General features: G+C 75.0%; 24 protein-coding genes. 15 read left to right on the top strand and 9 right to left on the bottom strand.

What is annotated here, in order from left to right; genetic code table 11:
- Positions 1–27: 27 nt before the first annotated feature.
- Complete coding sequence (locus ABD158_RS03625; protein WP_344003844.1) at positions 28–483, bottom strand: PaaI family thioesterase; 456 nt, start codon at positions 481–483, stop codon at positions 28–30.
- 59 nt (positions 484–542) lie between these two features.
- Between ABD158_RS03625 and ABD158_RS03620 the strand changes: the two genes are divergently transcribed.
- Both ABD158_RS03620 and ABD158_RS03615 read left to right on the top strand, forming a co-directional pair.
- Positions 543–1,040, top strand: coding sequence for a winged helix-turn-helix transcriptional regulator (locus ABD158_RS03620; protein WP_344003841.1), 498 nt, complete (start codon positions 543–545; stop codon positions 1,038–1,040).
- On the top strand, positions 1,037–1,561 hold the full coding sequence (locus tag ABD158_RS03615; RefSeq protein WP_344003838.1) for a hypothetical protein: 525 nt from the start codon (positions 1,037–1,039) through the stop codon (positions 1,559–1,561). Before ABD158_RS03620 ends, ABD158_RS03615 begins: the two co-directional genes overlap by 4 nt.
- Before the next feature lie 53 nt (positions 1,562–1,614).
- Here the strand turns inward: ABD158_RS03615 and ABD158_RS03610 are convergent, their stop codons facing one another.
- Entirely contained in the window at positions 1,615–2,952 is a 1,338-nt protein-coding gene (locus ABD158_RS03610; protein WP_344003834.1) for a dicarboxylate/amino acid:cation symporter, read from the bottom strand.
- A 178-nt stretch (positions 2,953–3,130) separates the two neighbouring features.
- Between ABD158_RS03610 and ABD158_RS03605 the strand changes: the two genes are divergently transcribed.
- The 8 genes from ABD158_RS03605 to ABD158_RS03570 all read left to right on the top strand — a co-directional run bounded on the left by ABD158_RS03605 (position 3,131) and on the right by ABD158_RS03570 (position 11,145).
- Entirely contained in the window at positions 3,131–3,721 is a 591-nt protein-coding gene (locus ABD158_RS03605; RefSeq protein WP_344003830.1) for a GNAT family N-acetyltransferase, read from the top strand.
- Positions 3,722–3,854: 133 nt separating this feature from the next.
- Positions 3,855–5,564: a circadian clock protein KaiC gene (gene kaiC / locus ABD158_RS03600; RefSeq protein ID WP_344003827.1), complete on the top strand. Its 1,710-nt coding sequence runs from the start codon at positions 3,855–3,857 to the stop codon at positions 5,562–5,564.
- Positions 5,561–5,902 carry a circadian clock KaiB family protein gene (locus ABD158_RS03595; RefSeq protein ID WP_344003824.1) on the top strand — a complete coding sequence of 114 codons (342 nt, stop codon included), beginning with the start codon at positions 5,561–5,563 and terminating at the stop codon, positions 5,900–5,902. The genes kaiC and ABD158_RS03595 overlap by 4 nt, the downstream gene beginning before the upstream one ends.
- Positions 5,899–6,660, top strand: coding sequence for a PAS domain S-box protein (locus tag ABD158_RS03590; protein WP_344003821.1), 762 nt, complete (start codon positions 5,899–5,901; stop codon positions 6,658–6,660). Before ABD158_RS03595 ends, ABD158_RS03590 begins: the two co-directional genes overlap by 4 nt.
- The gene (locus ABD158_RS03585; protein ID WP_344003819.1) at positions 6,657–7,043 is read left to right on the top strand and encodes a response regulator transcription factor; all 387 of its coding nucleotides are present in this window, start codon (positions 6,657–6,659) and stop codon (positions 7,041–7,043) included. Before ABD158_RS03590 ends, ABD158_RS03585 begins: the two co-directional genes overlap by 4 nt.
- Before the next feature lie 220 nt (positions 7,044–7,263).
- Complete coding sequence (locus tag ABD158_RS03580; protein ID WP_344003817.1) at positions 7,264–8,028, top strand: FadR/GntR family transcriptional regulator; 765 nt, start codon at positions 7,264–7,266, stop codon at positions 8,026–8,028.
- A 5-nt stretch (positions 8,029–8,033) separates the two neighbouring features.
- The gene (locus ABD158_RS03575) at positions 8,034–8,747 is read left to right on the top strand and encodes a PDC sensor domain-containing protein (RefSeq protein WP_344003815.1); all 714 of its coding nucleotides are present in this window, start codon (positions 8,034–8,036) and stop codon (positions 8,745–8,747) included.
- Positions 8,748–8,757: 10 nt separating this feature from the next.
- Entirely contained in the window at positions 8,758–11,145 is a 2,388-nt protein-coding gene (locus ABD158_RS03570; protein ID WP_344003812.1) for an excinuclease ABC subunit UvrA, read from the top strand.
- Positions 11,146–11,450: 305 nt separating this feature from the next.
- Here ABD158_RS03570 and ABD158_RS03565 read toward each other — a convergent pair whose 3' ends face one another.
- Entirely contained in the window at positions 11,451–11,714 is a 264-nt protein-coding gene (locus tag ABD158_RS03565; RefSeq protein WP_344003809.1) for a hypothetical protein, read from the bottom strand.
- Positions 11,715–11,805: 91 nt separating this feature from the next.
- Positions 11,806–12,345: a MarR family winged helix-turn-helix transcriptional regulator gene (locus ABD158_RS03560; RefSeq protein ID WP_344003806.1), complete on the bottom strand. Its 540-nt coding sequence runs from the start codon at positions 12,343–12,345 to the stop codon at positions 11,806–11,808.
- Positions 12,346–12,362: 17 nt separating this feature from the next.
- On the opposite strand from ABD158_RS03560, the gene ABD158_RS03555 reads away from it, so the two are divergent.
- Positions 12,363–13,259, top strand: coding sequence for a hypothetical protein (locus tag ABD158_RS03555; RefSeq protein WP_344003803.1), 897 nt, complete (start codon positions 12,363–12,365; stop codon positions 13,257–13,259).
- Between the two features lie 80 nt (positions 13,260–13,339).
- On the opposite strand, the gene ABD158_RS03550 is transcribed toward ABD158_RS03555, so the two are convergent.
- A complete protein-coding gene (locus ABD158_RS03550) occupies positions 13,340–13,489 on the bottom strand; it encodes a hypothetical protein (RefSeq protein ID WP_344003801.1) in 150 nt (49 codons plus the stop codon).
- Positions 13,490–13,656: 167 nt separating this feature from the next.
- Between ABD158_RS03550 and ABD158_RS03545 the strand changes: the two genes are divergently transcribed.
- The gene (locus ABD158_RS03545; RefSeq protein ID WP_344003798.1) at positions 13,657–14,136 is read left to right on the top strand and encodes a hypothetical protein; all 480 of its coding nucleotides are present in this window, start codon (positions 13,657–13,659) and stop codon (positions 14,134–14,136) included.
- A gap of 81 nt (positions 14,137–14,217) precedes the next feature.
- On the opposite strand, the gene ABD158_RS03540 is transcribed toward ABD158_RS03545, so the two are convergent.
- The gene (locus ABD158_RS03540; RefSeq protein WP_344003795.1) at positions 14,218–14,775 is read right to left on the bottom strand and encodes a P-loop NTPase family protein; all 558 of its coding nucleotides are present in this window, start codon (positions 14,773–14,775) and stop codon (positions 14,218–14,220) included.
- A gap of 98 nt (positions 14,776–14,873) precedes the next feature.
- On the opposite strand from ABD158_RS03540, the gene ABD158_RS03535 reads away from it, so the two are divergent.
- Both ABD158_RS03535 and ABD158_RS03530 read left to right on the top strand, forming a co-directional pair.
- A complete protein-coding gene (locus ABD158_RS03535; RefSeq protein WP_344003792.1) occupies positions 14,874–15,242 on the top strand; it encodes a DUF2834 domain-containing protein in 369 nt (122 codons plus the stop codon).
- A 52-nt stretch (positions 15,243–15,294) separates the two neighbouring features.
- Positions 15,295–16,212 (top strand): alpha/beta hydrolase fold domain-containing protein, encoded by a 918-nt coding sequence (locus tag ABD158_RS03530; protein ID WP_344003789.1) that lies wholly within the window; start codon positions 15,295–15,297, stop codon positions 16,210–16,212.
- Positions 16,213–16,242: 30 nt separating this feature from the next.
- On the opposite strand, the gene ABD158_RS03525 is transcribed toward ABD158_RS03530, so the two are convergent.
- Positions 16,243–16,890, bottom strand: a complete 648-nt coding sequence (locus tag ABD158_RS03525) for a SanA/YdcF family protein (protein WP_344003786.1) — start codon at positions 16,888–16,890, stop codon at positions 16,243–16,245.
- A gap of 174 nt (positions 16,891–17,064) precedes the next feature.
- Here ABD158_RS03525 and ABD158_RS03520 point away from each other — a divergent pair, with 174 nt between their 5' ends.
- Positions 17,065–17,589, top strand: a complete 525-nt coding sequence (locus tag ABD158_RS03520) for a hypothetical protein (protein ID WP_344003783.1) — start codon at positions 17,065–17,067, stop codon at positions 17,587–17,589.
- Positions 17,590–17,642: 53 nt separating this feature from the next.
- On the opposite strand, the gene ABD158_RS03515 is transcribed toward ABD158_RS03520, so the two are convergent.
- Positions 17,643–18,056: a PIN domain-containing protein gene (locus tag ABD158_RS03515; protein WP_344003780.1), complete on the bottom strand. Its 414-nt coding sequence runs from the start codon at positions 18,054–18,056 to the stop codon at positions 17,643–17,645.
- The gene (locus ABD158_RS03510; protein ID WP_344003777.1) at positions 18,053–18,301 is read right to left on the bottom strand and encodes a FitA-like ribbon-helix-helix domain-containing protein; all 249 of its coding nucleotides are present in this window, start codon (positions 18,299–18,301) and stop codon (positions 18,053–18,055) included. Before ABD158_RS03510 ends, ABD158_RS03515 begins: the two co-directional genes overlap by 4 nt.
- Positions 18,302–18,369: the final 68 nt, after the last annotated feature.

The raw sequence follows: 18,369 nt of genomic DNA, 5'->3' as shown, positions 1-18,369 counted from the left end.
CGTGCACCGTACGCCGGGTGGCGGGGCTCAGGGGGTCGGCAGCACCAGGCAGGTCGACGTGGCGTGGGCGAGCATCCGACCGGCGCCGTCGGTGAGCCGCGCCTCGGCCAGCACGGTGCGGCGACCGCGGCGCAGCACCTGCCCGACGGCCCGCACCATCCCGGTGTCGACGGTGACCGCCCCCAGGAAGCGGACCGACAGGTCGAGGGTGGTGTAGGTCTCGCCGGCCGCCATCGTGGTGTGCACCGAGCACCCGCACGCGGTGTCGAGCAGCGCGGAGTGGACTCCGCCGTGGACGGTGCCCAGCGGGTTGTAGTGCCGCTCCTCGGGCAGCAGGGACACCGCGACGGAGCCCTCCCCGAGGATCTCGAGGTCCACCATCCCCAGCGTCGCGGAGATCGGGGGCGCCGGGGCGATGCCGTCGACCACCGCCCGCAGCTGCTCGAGGCCGGTCGTCCGGGCGGGGTCCTGCGTCTGCGTCATGGACCCAGCCAAGGGCTCCGAGGCTCGGTCTGTCAACCAGACGCAGCTAGGCTGTCCCGATGGAGACCCGGTCCGACGTCGGAGCACGACCGGCCGCGCTCGCGTGGTCCACCGAGAACTGCCAGGTCGAGCGGGCGATGGACGTCCTCGGGGGTCGGGCCACGCTGCTCGTGCTGCGCGAGGTCGTCAACGGGATCCGCCGCTTCGACGACATGCAGGCCCACGCCGGCATCTCGCGGCAGGTCCTGACCGACCGGCTGGCGCTGCTGGTGGAGCACGACGTGCTGCGCCGGGTGCCCTACCGCGACGCCGGGCGTCGCGAGCGCCACGAGTACCGGCTCACGGCCAAGGGGTTCGAGCTGTACCCGGTCCTGGCGGCGCTGGCCTCCTGGGGCGCCCGCTGGTACGCCGACCCCGAGGGCGCCGCCGTGGAGCTGGCCCACCGCGGCTGCGACGCCGGGGTCGAGGCGGTCCTCACCTGCGCCGACGGACACCGCGTGCACGACCCCCGTGACGTGGTGACCCGCCCGGGACCGGGCGCGAGGAGACGGTCGTGATCGGCGACCGCTGGGGCGTCACGGACGCCGAGGTGGCTCGTCGGTACCCCTGCGACGACCTCGCGGGCACCGACCGCCCGGCGCTCGAGGCCTGGCGGGGCGTGGACGTCGCCGCGCCGCCCGACGTGCTGTGGCCCTGGGTGGGCCAGGTCCGCGTGGCGCCGTACTCCTACGACTGGGTGGACAACCTCGGCCGGCGCTCGCCCCGGCGCCTGCTGGACCTGCCGGAGCCCGTCGTCGGCGAGCCGTTCACCCGCGCCCTGGGGCGCGACCAGGGCGAGGTGCTCCACGTGGAGCCCGGGGTCGGCCTGACCGGCCGGATCCTCGGCGCCCTCCTGTCGTACGTCGTGGCGCCGGGCGCGAGCCCCGCGACCAGCCGTCTGCTGCTCAAGATCGTCATGCCCCGCGGCCGGGCGGTCGCCCGCGTGGTCAGCGTCGGCGACCTGGTGATGGCCCGCAAGCAGCTGCTGACCCTGGCGGCGCTCGCCGCGGCGAGCGCCGCCGAGGCCGACCGGGGCTAGCCGGGGGCCGGCCCACCCTCGATCGCACCGCACCGCACCGGACCGGACCGGCGTCAGGCCCGGGCCGACTCCTGTGCCGCCGCCAGGGGGTCCCCTGCGCGGTCGCCCTCGTAGGCGGCGACGTCGAGGATCCCCTCGCGCCGCGCCACGATGGTCGGCACGAGCGCCTGGCCGGCGACGTTCGTCATGGTCCGCATCATGTCCAGGACCGGGTCGATGGCCAGGAGCAGGCCCACCCCCTCCAGGGGCAGGCCCAGCGTGCTGAGGGTCAGCGTCAGCATGACCACGGCGCCGGTGAGGCCGGCGGTGGCCGCCGACCCGATGACCGAGACGAACGCGATGAGCAGGTAGTCCGTCAGGCCGAGCTCGATGCCGAAGAACTGCGCCACGAAGATCGCGGCCAGCGCGGGGTAGACCGCCGCGCACCCGTCCATCTTGGTCGTGGCACCCAGGGGCACCGCGAAGGAGGCGTACTCCTGCGGGACGCCGAGGTTGCGGGTCGTGACGTACTGGGTCACCGGCATCGTGCCCACCGAGCTGCGGGAGACGAACGCGAGCTGCAGGGCCGGCCAGGCGCCGGAGAAGAACTTGACGGGGCTCAGGCCGTGCAGGCGCAGGATCACCGGGTAGACCACCAGCAGCACGAGGGCGCAGCCGACGTAGACGTCGACGGTGAACACCGCGAGCGGGCCCAGCAGGTCCCAGCCGTAGGTCGCGACCGCGGCGCCGATGAGCCCCAGCGTGCCGAGGGGGGAGAGGCGGATGATCCACCACAGCACCGTCTGCACGACCGCGAGGGCGGACTCCGCGAAGGCGAGGAAGGGCGCGGCCTTGTCGCCGGTCTTCAGCACCGCGGCGCCGACGAGCAGCGCGAGCACGACGATCTGCAGCACGTTGAAGTCGAGGACGACCTCGCCGGCCTCGCCGCTGGACCCGGTCAGGCCGAGCACGTTGACCGGCACGAGGCCCGTGAGGAAGTCGGTCCACGACCCGGTGCTGTCGGGCGTCGCGGCCGAGCCGGCGTCGACGCTGGTGCGCAGGCCGGGGTCGGTGAGCAGGCCCAGCCCGATGCCGATGACCACGGAGATCAGCGCGGTGATCGCGAACCACAGCAGGGTCTGCAGGGCCAGGCGCATCGCGTTGGAGACCTCGCGGAGCCGCGCGATGCTCACGACGACGGCGAGGAAGACGAGGGGGACGACGATCGTGCGCAGCAGCTGCACGAAGGTGCCGCCGACGGTGTCGAGCGTGGTCGTCAGCCAGGTCGCGTCGGTGCTGCGGGCGACGTAGCCGAGGACGCCGCCGAGGACCAGGGCGCCGAGGATCTGCGCCCAGAACGGCGGCAGCGACAGGCGCCGACCGGCGGCGGGGGTGGTGGACGTGCGGGACATGGCGTCGTTCCTCCGAGAGGGATCGGGCGAGCGCCCGGGTCCGGGCGGGCGGCCGGGACGGCGAGCGATGCTGCCATCCCGGTGACCTGGACGGAACCCGGTGGACCGGCAGGCGATTCCGTCACCCGCGTCACACCGGGCCTGGCGCGTCGAGGGGTGGCGGGGCGAGACTCGGCCGGTGAGCGGGGAGCGGACCACCTGGTCGACCCGCCCGGTGACGCCGGAGCGGTTCGACGACTTCGCCGACGTCGTGAACCCGCGGCGCCGCGCCACCCACTGCTGGTGCCTGTCGCACCGGCTGCGGGCGCGCGACATCGAGGAGCTGGGCGGCGGCGACCGCGAGCGGGCGGCCCGGGCGCTGTGCGGGCGCTCCCGCCCACCGGGCGTGGTCACCTACCGCGACGACCTCCCCGTCGGGTGGTGCAGCATCAGCCCGCGCGCCGAGATCCCGCGCCTGGTCGCGTCACGGCTGATGCCCCCGGTCGACGACGTGGCGGTCTGGAGCATCGTCTGCGTCCTCGTGCGGCCCGGCCACCGGCGCGCCGGGGTCACCGCCCACCTGCTGGAGGGGGCGGTGGCCTGGGCCGCCTCCTGCGGCGCCCCCGCCGTCGAGGCGCACCCGGTCGACACCGCGGGCGAGCGTATGGACCTGACGATGGCGTTCGTCAGCACCCGCACGATGTTCGAGCGGGCGGGCTTCGCGGTCGTCGGCACCACCGCCGCGGTCGCCGGGGGCCGGCCGCGACTCGTGATGCGCCGGACGCTGTGAGCGCGCTCCGCGCCGTCCGCCCCCGCGAGTGCGCGGCGCGGAGGTGATCCCGGGCACTACAGTGCTCGTGCAAGTGCCGTCAGCAGTCCTGCGCCGCGACGGACGGGACCGTTCCGGCACGAAGGAGACACACGTGGGGCTCTGGCCGACGTACGCGCACGACGAGGCGTCCGACGCGCTGCCCAAGGCTCCCACCGGGATCTCGGGCTTCGACGACATCACCTTCGGCGGCCTGCCCCGCGGCCGCGCCACGGTGGTCACCGGTGCGGCCGGCGCCGGCAAGTCGATGTTCGCGGTGGAGTTCCTGGCCCGCGGCGTGCTGGACCACGACGAGCCCGGCGTCCTGCTGTCGTTCGAGGAGTCCTCCGAGGAGCTCGTCGCCAACGCCGGCTCGCTCGGCTTCGACCTCGACGCCATGTGCGCGGACGGTGCGCTGGTCGTGGACTCGGCGGTCGGGCAGACCGACGACCTCCTGCAGAGCGGCCAGTTCGACCTCGAGGGCCTCTTCCTGCGCCTCAAGGCCTCCATCGAGGCGGTCGGCGCCCGCCGGGTGGTGCTGGACACCGTGGAGACGCTGTTCGCGACGCTGCCCGACGAGATCGCCGTGAGGCGGGAGTTCGGGCGTCTGCTGCGCTGGCTGAAGGGCCAGGACCTCACCGTCGTCGTCACCGCGGAGAAGGGGGAGAGGCGGCTGACCCGCCACGGCGTCGAGGAGTACGTGTCCGACTGCGTGGTGGTCCTGGACCACCGGATCGACGACGAGGTGGCGACCCGCCGGATGCGGGTCGCGAAGTACCGCGGGTCGCAGCACGGGACCAACGAGTTCCCCTTCCTCATCACCGGCCGCGGTCTCGTGGTCATGCCGCTGCACCAGGTCGACCCGGAGGCGGTGAGCGACGAGCGGATCGGCCTGGGGATCCCGGCGCTCGACGAGATGCTCGGAGGCGGGGTGTTCCGAGGCTCGACGACGATGATCAGCGGGTCCGCCGGCACCGGCAAGACCACGATCGCGGTCACCGCGGCGGACGCGGCGTGCACCCGCGGCGAGCGCGCGCTCTTCCTGTCGCTGGAGGAGCCTGCCGGTCAGATCCTGCGCAACATGCGCTCGGTCGGCGTCGACCTCGACCGCTGGCGCACCGAGGGCCTCCTGCGCGTGGAGCACCTGCGCCCGGCGACGATGGGCCTGGAGGAGCACCTGGCCGCCCTGCACCTCATGCTCGACGAGCACCGGCCCGACGTCGTGGTCATCGACGCCGTGGGCAGCCTCAACCGCGGGGTCGCCGCCGGGGCGAGCGCCTCCGTGGTGGCCCGCGACATCGCGCTCCTGCGCTCGCGCGGGGTGACCGCGGTGCTCACCGCGCTGACCGACGAGGCCGGTGTCGAGATCACGGAGGTCTCGGCCTCCTCGCTCGTGGACGCCTGGCTCCTGCTCCGCAACGTCGAGGCCGACGGTGAGCGCAACAGGCTGCTGTACGCCATCAAGAACCGCGGCTCGGCGCACTCCAACCAGGTGCGCGAGTTCCTGCTGACCGAGCACGGGCCCGAGCTGGTCGACGTCTTCGTCGGCCCCGACGGCGTCGTCACCGGGTCGCGCCGCGAGCTGCAGGAGGAGGAGGAGCGACGCCGCGAGCGCGCGAGGCGGGCAGAGCACGCCCGCCTCGACGCCGAGCTGGAGCGCCGCCGGGCCGAGGTCGAGGCCCAGGTCGCGTCGCTGCGCCGCCAGCTCGAGGCCGAGGTCGCCGCCGTCGCGGCCCGCGCCGACACCGAGGCCGCCTCCGCGGTCGCGGTGGCCCGGGACCGCGCCGCCGCCGCGCGCCGCCGCAGCGGGGACGGCACGTCGTGAGCGGGCCCGAGACCGAGGGATCGGCCCGCGCCCCGGACGCCGGATTCTTCCGCCTGCGCCTGTACGTCGCGGGCCAGACCCCCCGGTCCGCCCTCGCGCAGGCCAACCTCGCGCAGGTCTGCGAGTCCTACCTGCCCGGGCGCCACGAGATCGAGGTCGTCGACCTCCTCGACCAGCCCGACCGGGCCCGCACCGACGGCGTCCTGGTCATCCCCACGCTCGTGCGCTGCCTGCCCGAACCCGTGCGCAAGGTCGTGGGTGACCTCTCCGACACCACCCGGCTGCTGGCGGGGCTCGAGGTGAGCGGGGTCGGCGGCCTCGGGGACGTCGCCTCGTGACCTCCGGGGAGGGCGAGGAGCTCGACCGGCTGCGTCAGCGGCTGAGCGAGCTGGAGGACGCCCTGGCCGCCGTGGCCGACGGCCAGGTCGACGGGTTGGTCGTCGGCGCCCCGGGGCGTGAGCGGGTGGTGTCGGTCTCGGGGGTCGACCTGCCCTACCGGGTGATGGTCGAGCGGCTCGGGGACGGTGCGGCGACGCTCGGCCGTGACGGGACCATCCTGGTCGCCAACCCGGCGTTCGCACGGCTGGTGGGCGTGGAGGCCGCGTCGCTGCGCGGCTGGCCGCTGACCGGGTTCGTGCCACCCGAGGGGGCTCCCGCGGTCCTGGAGCTCCTCGAGGTGGGCGTCGGCGAGGTGCGTCGCTCGGAGGTCGACCTGCGGGTGGCCGACACGACCAACCACGTGCTGATGTCGACCACGGGCATCCGGGTCGGCGCCGAGGTCGTCGTGTGCTGCGCCGTCGCCGACGTCACCGAGCACCGCCGGGTCGTGGCCCAGCTCGAGTCCGAGCGGCGCCTGGCGGCGCAGCGCGACCTGCGCATGCGCACCGCCCTCGAGGTCAACGACACCATCGTCCAGGGTCTCGTGACCGCCGAGATGACCCTCGACATGGGTCAGCTCGAGCGGGCGAGGCAGCTGCTGGCGGCGACCTCCACCCGGGCGCGGGACCTGATCGGGGAGCTCACGGGGGACGTGAGGCCGGGCATGCTGCGCCGGGTCGGCCCCGCGACCATCGACGACGAGGAGGACGCCTCATGACCTGCCGGGTGGTCGTGGTCGACGACGCCGAGGACCTCCGCGAGATGGTCGCCATGGTGCTCACCCTGCGCGGGGGAGGGCGGTTCGAGGTGGTGGGCGAGGCGGGCGACGGCGCCGAGGCGGTCACGATCGCGGAGCGCGAGAAGCCCGACCTGGTGCTCATGGACATCGCCATGCCGGTGATGGACGGCCTGGAGGCCGTGCCCCTGGTCCGCGGGGTCGCACCCGGTTCCACCATCGTGATGCTCTCGGGCTTCCCGGCACGGACCGCCGAAGCGGGTGCCCTCGAGGCGGGCGCGCACGCCTACCTGGAGAAGGGCGGGCGTCTGGCCGCCACCCTGGTGCCGTCGCTGACCGAGATCATGGCCGCCCGCGGCGCCTGAGGAGCGTCCTCCCCGCCGGGCATGACGACACAGCGCCCGACCGGAGGGGGGAGAACCGGCCGGACGCCGTGGGAGACCGACCGGAGTCTGGCCCACCCCGAGGCGGAACACCCGGGTCGCGGTTCCAATGGTATGGAACCAGACGTTATCTGTCCAAGGGGCCCGGAGATCCGATCGTCTGGCATAGTCCCGTGCAGCGGCCGGAGCGAGGGGGGAGTGCGTGGACGACGTCCGACGTCTCGGCGCGCGCACACGGTCGGCGGTCTTCGCCCCCATCGGGGACGTGGGTCGTGCGGCCGGGGTCGAGCGACGGCTGGCCGAGGCGATCCGCTCGGGGATCCTCACCGACGGTGAGCGCCTGCCGAGCGAGTCCGACCTCGCCACCCGTCTCGGCGTCGCGACCGTCACCGCCCGGGAGGCCCTCGTCGGCCTGCGCTCGCGCGGCCTGGTCACCACCGTGCGCGGACGCGGCGGGGGGTCGTTCGTCGTCGGCCCGCGCCACGACGACGACGCCGAGCTGCGACGCTGGCTGGGGTCGATGACCCGCGTCGAGCTGGTCGACCGGGGCACCCTCTACTCCGCGAACCTGGCCGGGTGCGCGGAGCTCGCCGCCGAGCGGGCCGTGCCGGACGACGTGCGCGAGCTGCGTGCGGTCCTGGCCACGGTCGACGACGACCCCGGTGGGCGCGCCCCCGTCGACGTCGGCGCCTGGCGCCACGTCGACATCGAGCTCCACCTCGCGCTGGCCGCCCTCACCGCCTCGGCCCGCCTCTCCCGGGCCATGATGCGGCTGGAGGCCGACTTCGGCGTGCTGCTCCGCCTGCCGTTCGGCTCGGACGCGCACCGCACCCGGGTCCGCCGGCACCAGGTCGCGGTCGTCGACGCCGTCGAGACCGGGGACGCCGAGGCGGCGCGGGCGAGGATCCGCCGACGGGTGCGTGAGGCTCTGGAGGACCTCGCCGAGCTCGGCGCCGCAGTATCCTGACCCGCATGCCGCCCGCGCCCGTCCCCCCGGACGCCCGTCCGGAGCACTGCGTGCGCGCCGTCGAGGACCTCCTCGGCTCCCTCGCGACCCAGCTGGCCTCGGCGAGCGCCGTCGTCGCCGCGGAGCTCCCGCGCGACGACGGCGTGGCGCCGACGGCCCAGGAGGTCCTCACGGTGGCTCAGGCGCCGACGCGCGAGGTGCTCGACGACCCCCGCGTCCTCGGCGCCGGCTTCGTGGCGCACCCCGACCTCGCCGTCGACGCGACGTACCTGCTGGCCTGGTGGCAGGGCGAGCAGCGCGACCGCATCACCGAGTCGGCGGCCCTCTCGCGGTCCGTCGACTACCGCACGAAGGAGTGGTTCACCGCGCCCCTCGACTCCGGCGCCGCTCACGTCACGGGCCCCTACGTCGACTACGTGTGCACCGACGAGGTCGTCGTCACCGTGACCACCCCGGTCGTCGCGCCCGACCGGGTGCTCGGGGTCATGGGCGCCGACGTGCTGGCCGACACCGTCGAGCGCGAGCTCGGGGGCGTGTTCGCGGCGGCCGGGACCTGCCTGGTCAACGCCCGGGACAGGGTGGTGGTCGCCGGGCCGGCCCGCGTCTTCGCGGGTGACGCCCTCGGTCCGGAGGACCGGGAGGGGACGCGACTGCGGTGCGGCGACCTCCCGCTGTGGGTGGTCGTCTGCGCGTGGCCCGGCGGGCGCGAGCGGTCCTAGTCTGAGCGGCATGGCCGCCCACGTCGCCGACACCCACGAGATGATCCGCGTCCACGGGGCGCGGGAGAACAACCTCAAGGACGTCAGCCTCGAGCTGCCGAAGCGCCGGCTGACCGTGTTCACGGGGGTGTCGGGCTCGGGGAAGAGCTCGCTGGTGTTCGCCACCATCGCCGCCGAGTCCCAGCGGCTGATCAACGAGACCTACAGCGCCTTCCTGCAGGGATTCATGCCCACCGTGGCGCGCCCCGACGTCGACCTGCTCGACGGGCTGACCACGGCGATCATCGTCGACCAGGAGCGGATGGGGGCCAACCCCCGTTCGACGGTCGGCACCGCCACCGACGCCAACGCCATGCTGCGGATCCTCTTCAGCCGTGAGGGCGACCCGTACGTCGGGCCGCCGAACGCGTTCTCGTTCAACACGGCCTCGGTCTCCGCCAGCGGGGCGATCACCGTCGACCGCGGCGCCGAGAGGACCCGCGCCGAGAAGGTCACCTTCACCCGGGCCGGCGGGATGTGCCCGCGCTGCGAGGGCCGCGGCGCCGTCACCGACGTCGACCTCGGCGCGCTCTACGACGAGACCAAGTCGCTGAACGAGGGCGCGCTGACGATCCCGGGCTACTCGATGGACGGCTGGTACGGGCGGATCTTCCGCCAGTGCGGCTACTTCGACCCGGACAAGCCGATCCGCGACTACGGCACGCGGGAGCGCCACGACCTGCTGTACCGGGAACCCACGAAGATCAAGGTCGAGGGCATCAACCTCACCTACGCCGGGCTGGTGCCGTCGATCCAGAAGTCGTTCCTGTCCAAGGACCGCGAGGCGATGCAGCCCCACGTCCGGGCCTTCGTCGACCGGGCCGTCACCTTCACGACCTGCCCGGACTGCGACGGGACCCGGCTCAGCGAGGCGGCACGCTCCTCACGGATCGACGGCGTGAGCATCGCCGACGCCTGCGCCATGCAGATCAGCGACCTCGCGGTCTGGGTCCGGGGCCTGGACCGCCCGGCCGTCGGTCCACTGCTCGGCGCGCTGGGGGACACCCTGGACTCGTTCGTCGACATCGGGCTGGGCTACCTCAGCCTGGACCGGCCCGCCGGCACGCTGTCGGGCGGCGAGGCGCAGCGCACGAAGATGATCCGGCACCTCGGCTCGTCGCTGACCGACGTCACCTACGTCTTCGACGAGCCCACGATCGGGCTGCACCCGCACGACATCGACCGCATGAACGACCTGCTCCTCGCGCTGCGCGACAAGGGCAACACCGTCCTGGTCGTCGAGCACAAGCCGGAGACGATCGCGATCGCCGACCACGTGGTCGACCTCGGCCCCGGGGCCGGCTCGGCAGGCGGCGAGGTCGTCTTCGAGGGGACCCTCGAGCAGCTGCGCGGCGCGGACACCCTCACGGGCCGCCACCTCGACGACCGGGCCCGGCTCAAGGACACGGTGCGGGCGCCCACGGGCGTGGTCGAGGTGCGGGGGGCCGCCACCCACAACCTGCGCGACGTGGACGTCGACGTCCCGCTCGGGGTGCTGGTGGCGGTGACCGGGGTGGCGGGCTCCGGCAAGAGCTCGCTGGTCCACGGATCGCTGGCGCGGCGCGACGACGTGGTGGCGATCGACCAGGGCGCGATCAAGGGCTCCCGGCGCAGCAACCCCGCGACGTACACCGGTCTGCTGGAGCCGATCCGCAAGGCCTTCGCGAAGGCCAACGGGGTCAAGCCCGCCCTCTTCAGTGCGAACTCCGACGGCGCCTGCCCGGTCTGCAAGGGCTCCGGGGTGATCGAGACGGACCTGGCGACGATGGCCGGGACCGCCACGCCGTGCGAGGAGTGCGAGGGCAAGCGGTTCGAGGCGTCGGTGCTCGAGTACACCTTCGGCGGTCCCGAGGATCCCCGGGACATCAGCCAGGTGCTCGCGATGTCGGTCGCGGAGGCGGAGTCGTTCTTCGGCTCCGGCAGCGCGAAGGTCCTCGCCGCCCACCGGATCCTCTCGCGGCTGGTCGACGTCGGCCTCGGCTACGTGACCCTGGGCCAGCCCCTGACCACCCTGTCGGGCGGCGAGCGCCAGCGCCTCAAGCTCGCCGCGCAGATGGGGGACGCCGCCACGGGGGTGCTCGTGCTCGACGAGCCGACGACCGGCCTGCACCTCGCGGACGTGGAGAACCTCCTGGCGCTGCTGGACCGTCTGGTCGACGCGGGACGCTCCGTGGTCGTCATCGAGCACCACCAGGCGGTCATGGCGCACGCGGACTGGATCATCGACCTGGGGCCGGGAGCGGGTCACGACGGGGGCCTGGTGGTCTTCGAAGGCACCCCGGCCGCGCTGGTCGCCGACCGCTCGACCCTGACCGGCCAGCACCTCGCGGCGTACGTCGGTTCCCAGCCGCCCGCCTAGCGGCCGAACACCGTGTCCTGGGGCCCGCAGGGCCGCGGTCCGCGCCCGGCTCGCCAGCGTGCGGACCTGGGCGCGGGTGTAGCCGGCCTGGACCTGGCCGACCCAGGCGTACGTCCCCTGCATCCGCCGGTGGTGGTAGCCCGCGAAGACCTTCGCCCCGCCGGTGGTCGTCTCCTCGGCGCGCACCGAGACGATCTCGTCGGCGCAGCGCACCTGGGCGGCTGACCGGCCGCTGGTGGGCAGGGGCTCGCCAGGGAGGGCGAGGGGTCCGCAGGCGCGGCGCAGCGCGACAGCACCCGCATCGGTCAGGTGCGTCCCCGGCGGTCGATCGCCCGTGTGATCCGCGCTGCGTCGTCGCCGTACCAGCGCTCGGGCTCCTGGAGCCGTGGGCACCGGGCCGGCTCGGCCCCGGGGCCCGGGCGGGCGACCGACGGCGTGCTCGTGCCCGGGTCCGGGTCCGCGGAGGCCGACGGGGCCGCGCCCAGCGTGACGGCCGTGCAGACCGCGGCCACCGTGGCCAGGCCGAGCGCGCCGGCGAGGGCGGGGGAGCAGCGGGGACGGCGGCGCACGGGGCCTCCCGACCGAGTGGGTGTCCCCACCGTCGCACACGCTGTGACCGGGATCACGAGGAAGGCAGTCCGGCGTGGCGCCCGCCGCCGGCTAGCGCCCGCGGGCGTCCAGGCCGCGGGTCACCGGGCAGCGCCCGTCGAGGTGGCCGCAGGCCACGGGGTCGCAGAGCCGGCAGCCGCGCACGGCGTCGTCCGTCGACGTCGCCAGCGGCTCCAGCAGCTGCTCGATCCCCGCCGCGAGGGCGACCCGCGCCGACGGCTCGAGCGGGGTCAGGAGCGCGACGAGGGCGTCGCGCCGGGCCTCGGCGACCCGTGCCGCGAGGCGTCCGCCCTCCTCGGTGAGGACGACGGCGCGGGTGCGACCGTCCGGCCCCGGTCCCCGTCGTACGACGCCGCGGCGCGCGAGACGGTCGACCAGGCGCGTCGCCCCCGGCTGGGAGAGGCCGAGGCCGTCGGCGAGGACCTGGATGCCGGCGCTGGGCAGGGAGCTGGCGAGCAGGTTGACGGCGGCCGCCTCCACGGGGGCCAGCCCGGTCGCGTCCGCCACGGCGTCCTGGGTCGCGTCGGTGGCCCGCACGGCGAGGGCGCCCAGGAGGTTGGCGGTCCGGACCTCTTGCGCACGGGGAAGCATGCGGCGATCATATGTTCATGGACGCCCGCCTCGCCGCCATCGCCCTCGGCGTGGCGCTGCTGACGGCCTGCGCCCCGGTCGGGACGGGCGGGGCGGGGGAGTCGGGGTCCGAGCCGACGTCGGGCTCCCCGGCGCATGCGCCCTCGTCGATCCCGTCCGGGGCGACCGGAGGCGTCACGGCGTACGTCGGGCAGTCGTCGACGGACGCCGCGATGGGCCGCATGCAGGTCTACGTCGAGAACGGCACGGGCGCCGAGATCGATCCCGACGCGGTCCGCTACCTCGACCCGCGGTTGGGCGGTCCACGGCCGGGCGATCGGCTGCGCGCCATCCCGGCCGGCTCGGCGCGCGGCTACCTGGTCGCCCTCCCGCAGCGTCCGGCCTGCGGAGGTGGACGGGACGTCTCCGGCCGTGTCGTCCTCGACGTCGACGGGACGCGGACGTCGGTGCAGGTCGTGGATCCGACCGGCGTCGTGCGACGACACGTGGCGCTCCGCTGCGACGCCGCGGCGACGGACCGGCTCGCCACGATGCGGTGGCTCGCGCCCGAGGTCGACGGTCGGGGCGCGTCGGCGACGGCGTTCCTGGTGCTGGCGCTGCAGCCCACGGGGGAGTCGGGCCGGCTCCGGGTCGACCGCGTCAACGGCACCCCGGTGCTGGCGCCGGTCGGCTCCGACGTCTGGCGACCTGCCGTCGAGGTGGCGGGCACGGGCGCGCCGCGCGAGCTGCGGCTCCCGGTCCGACCGCGTCGGTGCGACCCGCACGCGTTCCAGGAGTCCGGTGGCGCGACCGCGATGCGGATGCGGCTCCACGTGGACGGGCGACCAGGCGAGATCGTGCTGCGCATGGACACCTCGGTCGCCGCGGCGGTGATCGACCACGCGTTGGACGTGTGCGGACTGGGCGGGCCGTGACGTGCAGACCGGGTGGGTGGCTCCCTCGGAGCCACCCACCCGGTGGTGTCCTGCGCCGGCGCCGGAGCGCCGGCCCCGCGTCAGTTCGTGCGGCTGCGCGAGTTGCTGCGGCGACGCCGGTTGCGCCGCCGGCGACGGCGCCGGCGACGGCCGTCGTCGGTCGACGTGCGGCGTCCCTCGGCGGACATGCGCGCCGGCTGGAGCGCGGAGAAGATGCTGGAGCGAGCCATGGTGACGGTCCTTTCGGTGCTGGTTCTCCGGGTGTGTCTCCCGACTGACCAGAACGATCCCGCCCCGTGATGAAGTCGTCGTGAGACGACCGTGAGGGCACTCTCACGTGACGTCGCTCGGCGTGTGGGGGCACCCGGAGCCGCGGTGCGCGTCACCATGGGCCTTGATGATCCGGGACCGCCTGCCCCGTGACCTCGGCCCGCTCGTGGACGTCCTCAGGCTCCTGGAGCACCCGGGGCCGGGCTGGAGCGACGCGCGACGCCGCTCCTGGCTCACCGCGGGGCCGCCCGACGTCGCCTGGGTCTTCGACCAGGCGCCGGTCTCGGTGACACCCACGGACAACGTGGCCGGCCAGGTCCGCCTACGCCGCCCGGCCCGCACGTCGTCGGGCGACGACCCGTGGCTGCTCGACCAGTTCGTCGTGCGACCCGGTGACCACGAGGTCGGCATCGCCCGGTTCCTGCTGCGCGAGGCCGTCCGCCACGTCACGGACCGCGACGGGCGACTCGTCGTCGACGTCGACAGCTGTCGCCTGTCGTCCACGGATCCGATGAGCCTGCTGGAGCGGCGGGGGTTCATCCGGCCGGACGGATCCGCCTACGCCCTGGGCCCTCTCGCACCACCCGACCGGAGTGCCGATAAGTGACATTATGTCACTAACTACGCTGAGGCCACTCCTCCAGGCACGTCTCCACGACCGGCCACCAGTGACGGGTCCGGGACGTGGTCACCGCTCGGCGTCCTCGGTCGCGTGCCTGACCACGTCCTCGACCAGCGACGCCGTCGTGCGGTCGCCGTCGAGCTCCAGGACGGGGCACGGCAGCGTCCGGAGCCACTGTCGGTGCCGTCGGAGGGTGCGCCCGTCGAAGTCGGGATTGTCATAACTGGCGGCCCAGGCCATGAACTCCTCGTGCGCCGCGTGCCGAGCGCCGCCGACCTCGATCTCGGGGCCGTAGCGCACGGCCTCGCGGGCCCGGAGCCTGTCCAGACGCGTGTGGGGCGGCAGGACCAGCAGGACGGCGAGGTCGAACGACGGGACCAGGGAGTCGCCCCACCCCATCACCGACCCGGACAGCACCCAGGAATCCCGACCCAGGAAGACCTCCGCCATGAGCCGCACCCGGTCGGCGGCATCGCGCTTGCGGGAGAAGGCGGGGCTCGTGGGGAGCCAGAAGTAGTCGTCCACGTCGGCGTGCGGCACGCGGAGCCGGTCGGCCAGGGATCGGCCCAGGGTCGTGGTCCCCGACCCGCTGGCCCCGGTGACCAGGACACGGTGTCGATCCATGGTCGGCCACCCTGCCAGACGCCTGCCAGACGGTCGCCGCGATCCGACGCCGCTGACCAGTCGGGGCGGACGCTCCCCCGGGGCTAGCCTGGTCCGCGATGTCGCCCACCGCCTGGTCCGTCGTTCGACAGACCACCTACGGCGTCCTCGCGGCCGTCGGGGCGGTCGGCACCGTGACCAACAACCTCGCCCACCGCGGCAGCGCCCTCGGGTTCCTCACGGACGCGACGGCTACGCCGGCCGCCCGGTCCGTGGCGATCGACCTCGCGGTCCTGGCCACGGCGTGCGTGGTGCTGGTGCTGGTCGAGTCCCGGCGGCTGGGGATCCGGCGGCCCTGGGTCTACCTCGTGCTGTGCGGCGTCGTCGCCGCCGCGTTCGCGATCCCGCTCTTCCTCCTCGTGCGCGAGCGTGCCCTCGAGCGACGGCGCCGCTCCGCGGTCCCCGGGGTGCCGGCGGGTGCGCCATGATCGCGGTCACCGCGTCGGGCAGCCTGCCGTCGCCGGCCCGATCGGAGGCACCGTGGCCACGCCGTTCCACCCCGACCTCGCGCGAGCTCGACTGATCCCCCGGTTCTCGCTCACCCCGGCGCTGGCGCGACTCGTGCGCCGACTCCCGAGCCGGACCGCGACGCCGCCGGCCACCGTGACCGTGCGGGAGGTGCGCCTGTCCCCCACCGTCACGGCCCGCCACCTGCGCCCGGCGGGCGTCGACGGGCCCGTCCCGACCCTGCTGTGGTTGCACGGCGGCGGGCACCTCGGGGGCAGGCCCGAGCAGGACGACGCGCAGAACATCACCTTCGTCGAGCAGCTGGGCATCGGGGTGGCTGCCCTGCGCTACCGTCTCGGCGCCGACGCGCCGCACCCCGCCTCCACCGACGACGCGTACGCCGGGCTCGTGGCCCTGCGCGACCGGGCCGACGAGCTCGGGGTCGACACGGCGCGCCTGGCGATCGGCGGCAGCAGCGCCGGCGGCGGCCTGGCCGCCGCGCTCGCCCTCCTCGCGCACGACCGGGGCGAGGTGCCCGTGGCGTTCCAGCTGCTCACCTATCCCATGCTCGACGACCGCACGGCCGCCCGCCGCGTCGACGACCGCCGGACCCGGATCTGGAGCGCCGGCAGCAACCGACTGGGCTGGTCCACCTACCTCGGGACCCAGCCGGGAAGCCCGGACGTCTCCCCGTACGCCGCTCCCGCACGACGCGAGGACCTGAGCGGTCTCCCGCCCGCCTGGATCGGCGTCGGCGACCTCGACCTGTTCCACGCCGAGGACCTCACCTACGCGCGACGTCTGCGGGAGGCCGGTGTCGACTGCGAGGTGACCGAGGTGCCGGGCGCGTTCCACGGCTTCGACGTCGTGTTCGCCACGGCCCCGGTCAGCCGAGGGTTCCGCGACGCCCAGGTGGCCGCGCTGCGCCGGGCCGGGATCGTGGCGCGCTGAGCACGCGGTGCGCCGGGCTCCGGTCCGGGCTCAGTCGGCCCAGGACTCGCGGCCGTCGCCGGTGATGGCGATCGGCTCGCCCCCGGTCACCTCGGGGGTCACGGCCGCCTCGACGAACCCGCGCACGCGGGCCAGCACCTCGCGGGCGCCGCGACCGGCGGGGCCGGCGTCGTACGCCTGGGTGTCGATGCCCGCCGCGCGGCCGAGGTCGACGGCGCGTGGCGCGTAGGTGTCCTGGGTGACCACGACGGCGCTCCGCACGCCGAACACGTCGGCGGCACGACGCATCGTGTGCCAGGTGCTGAACCCGGCGTAGTCGGTGAACACGTCCTGCGGCGGCACCCCGGCCGCCAGCGCCGCGTCGCGCATGGCGCCCGGCTCGTCGTAGCCGGCGGTGCCGTTGTCGCCGGAGACGAGCAGCGCGTCGACGACGCCGGCCTCGTGCAGCGCGACCGCCGCCGCGACCCGCTCGGCCACGACGTCCCCGAGCGAGCCGTCCTCGCGGACCAGCGAGCCCGGGACGATCGCGACCTGGGCGCGGACCAGCTCGCCCGGCTCCCCCACGACGGCCGCCTGGGTGCGCTGCACGACGACCACGTTGATCGCGACCACCGCCACGACCCCGAGGACCACCGCGACGCCGCCGGCCGTCAGCAGACGGCGGGACCACGGACTCATGCCGCCATGGTGGCAGGGCGCTCCTCGCCGGCCTGGACGGAGGACGGAGGGCGGAGGGCGGAGGGCGGAGGGCGGAGGGCGGAGTGTCAGGGACCCGTCAGGGGACCGGCCGCCGACGTCAGCGTCCCGTCGGGACGCGGCTCCGCGTCCCGGGTCCGGCCGCAGGCTGGACGGGTGCTCAGGTACGCCGACGTCGACGCCCTCGTCCGCTCCACCCGCTCCGCGCTGCAGCGGTGCCTGCGGGCCGTCCTCGACGGCGACGCCGACGCGGCGGGCGAGGTGCTCGAGACGGGTCCCGCCCGCCGGGCGCTGCGGACCGAGGCGGAGCTCACGCTGCGCTCACGGGCGTGGGTGCCGGCACCGCAGGTGCAGGAGGAGCTGCGCTTCGTGGCCGCGGTCGGCCACGTGGACGCGCTCCTCGACGACCTCGCCCGCCGGGTCGCGGACCCGCACGGCCCGCGCGCGCTACCGCCGTCCGAGGCCCTCGACGTCGCCGCGCTCCTCGACGCCGGCGACCGCCAGCTCGCGCAGGTGCTCGCGCTCGAGCCGGGAGGCGGGCGCCGCGCCCGGGGTGCGGCGACCGCCCTCTTCACCGTCGCCGACCACGGGTCCGCCCGCAGCTCGCCCACCGTCCGGTGCTGCGGCGACCTCGCCGTGGAGCTGCTGCGGGTCTCCCGCCTGGCCGCGGCCGTCGGGTGAGCCACGTCCCGACCGGGGCCCGCGACGGGACGGCGGCCTCGCCGACGCCACGCTCAGACGTGGCGAGGGTCGAGCACCCGCAGGCCCAGTCCGTCGTACGCCGAGGGGTCGTGGGTGGCGACCCCCGCGTCGTGCACCCGCGCCACGCAGGCGACCATCGCAACGCGGGTCGGCAGCCGCCGCCCGGCGGCGACCGCGGTCGCCACCAGCTCCCCGTAGCAGGAGGCGGCCTCGGTGGTGAACGGCAAGCAGACCGACAGGTCGGCCAGGAGGTCCGTGACGGCCGCCGCGAGGGTGCGGGTGCGCTCGTCGTCGCCCAGGAGCGCGACCCCGGCGAGGAGCTCGGCGCGGTTGACGACGGTGGTCACCGGCGACTCCTCGAGGGTCCGCACCCAGCGCACCACCGCCGGGTCCGCGCGCGGCCCGCGCAGCAGCTCGGCGACGACGTCGGTGTCGAGGACGATCACCGAGGGCCGAGGCGGGCCGCTCCCGCCGGGTCGTCGGGCAGGTCCGGGAGGTCCACTCCCCCGAGCTCGACGCCGACGGCCATCAGGCCGTCCACCCAGTCCAGGTCCACCCGGCGCTCGGCGTGCAGGGCGTCCATGAGGATGGCGCGGGCCTCGGCCTCCATGGACCGGCCGTTGGCCGCGGCCCGCATCCGCAGTCGCTGCTTCACGCCCTCGGGCAGGCGGCGCACGGTGATCGCGGACATGGCCGGACGGTAGTGGCACTCGGGGCCGGGCCGTAGGACCGGTCTAGCCCGCCGCTGGCCCGGGACCC

Source organism: Nocardioides lentus (assembly GCF_039529515.1).
GTDB classification, from domain to species: Bacteria; Actinomycetota; Actinomycetes; order Propionibacteriales; family Nocardioidaceae; genus Nocardioides; species Nocardioides lentus.
Note: the sequence above shows the minus strand (reverse complement) of the source record. Positions and strands in the feature narration are given on the sequence as shown.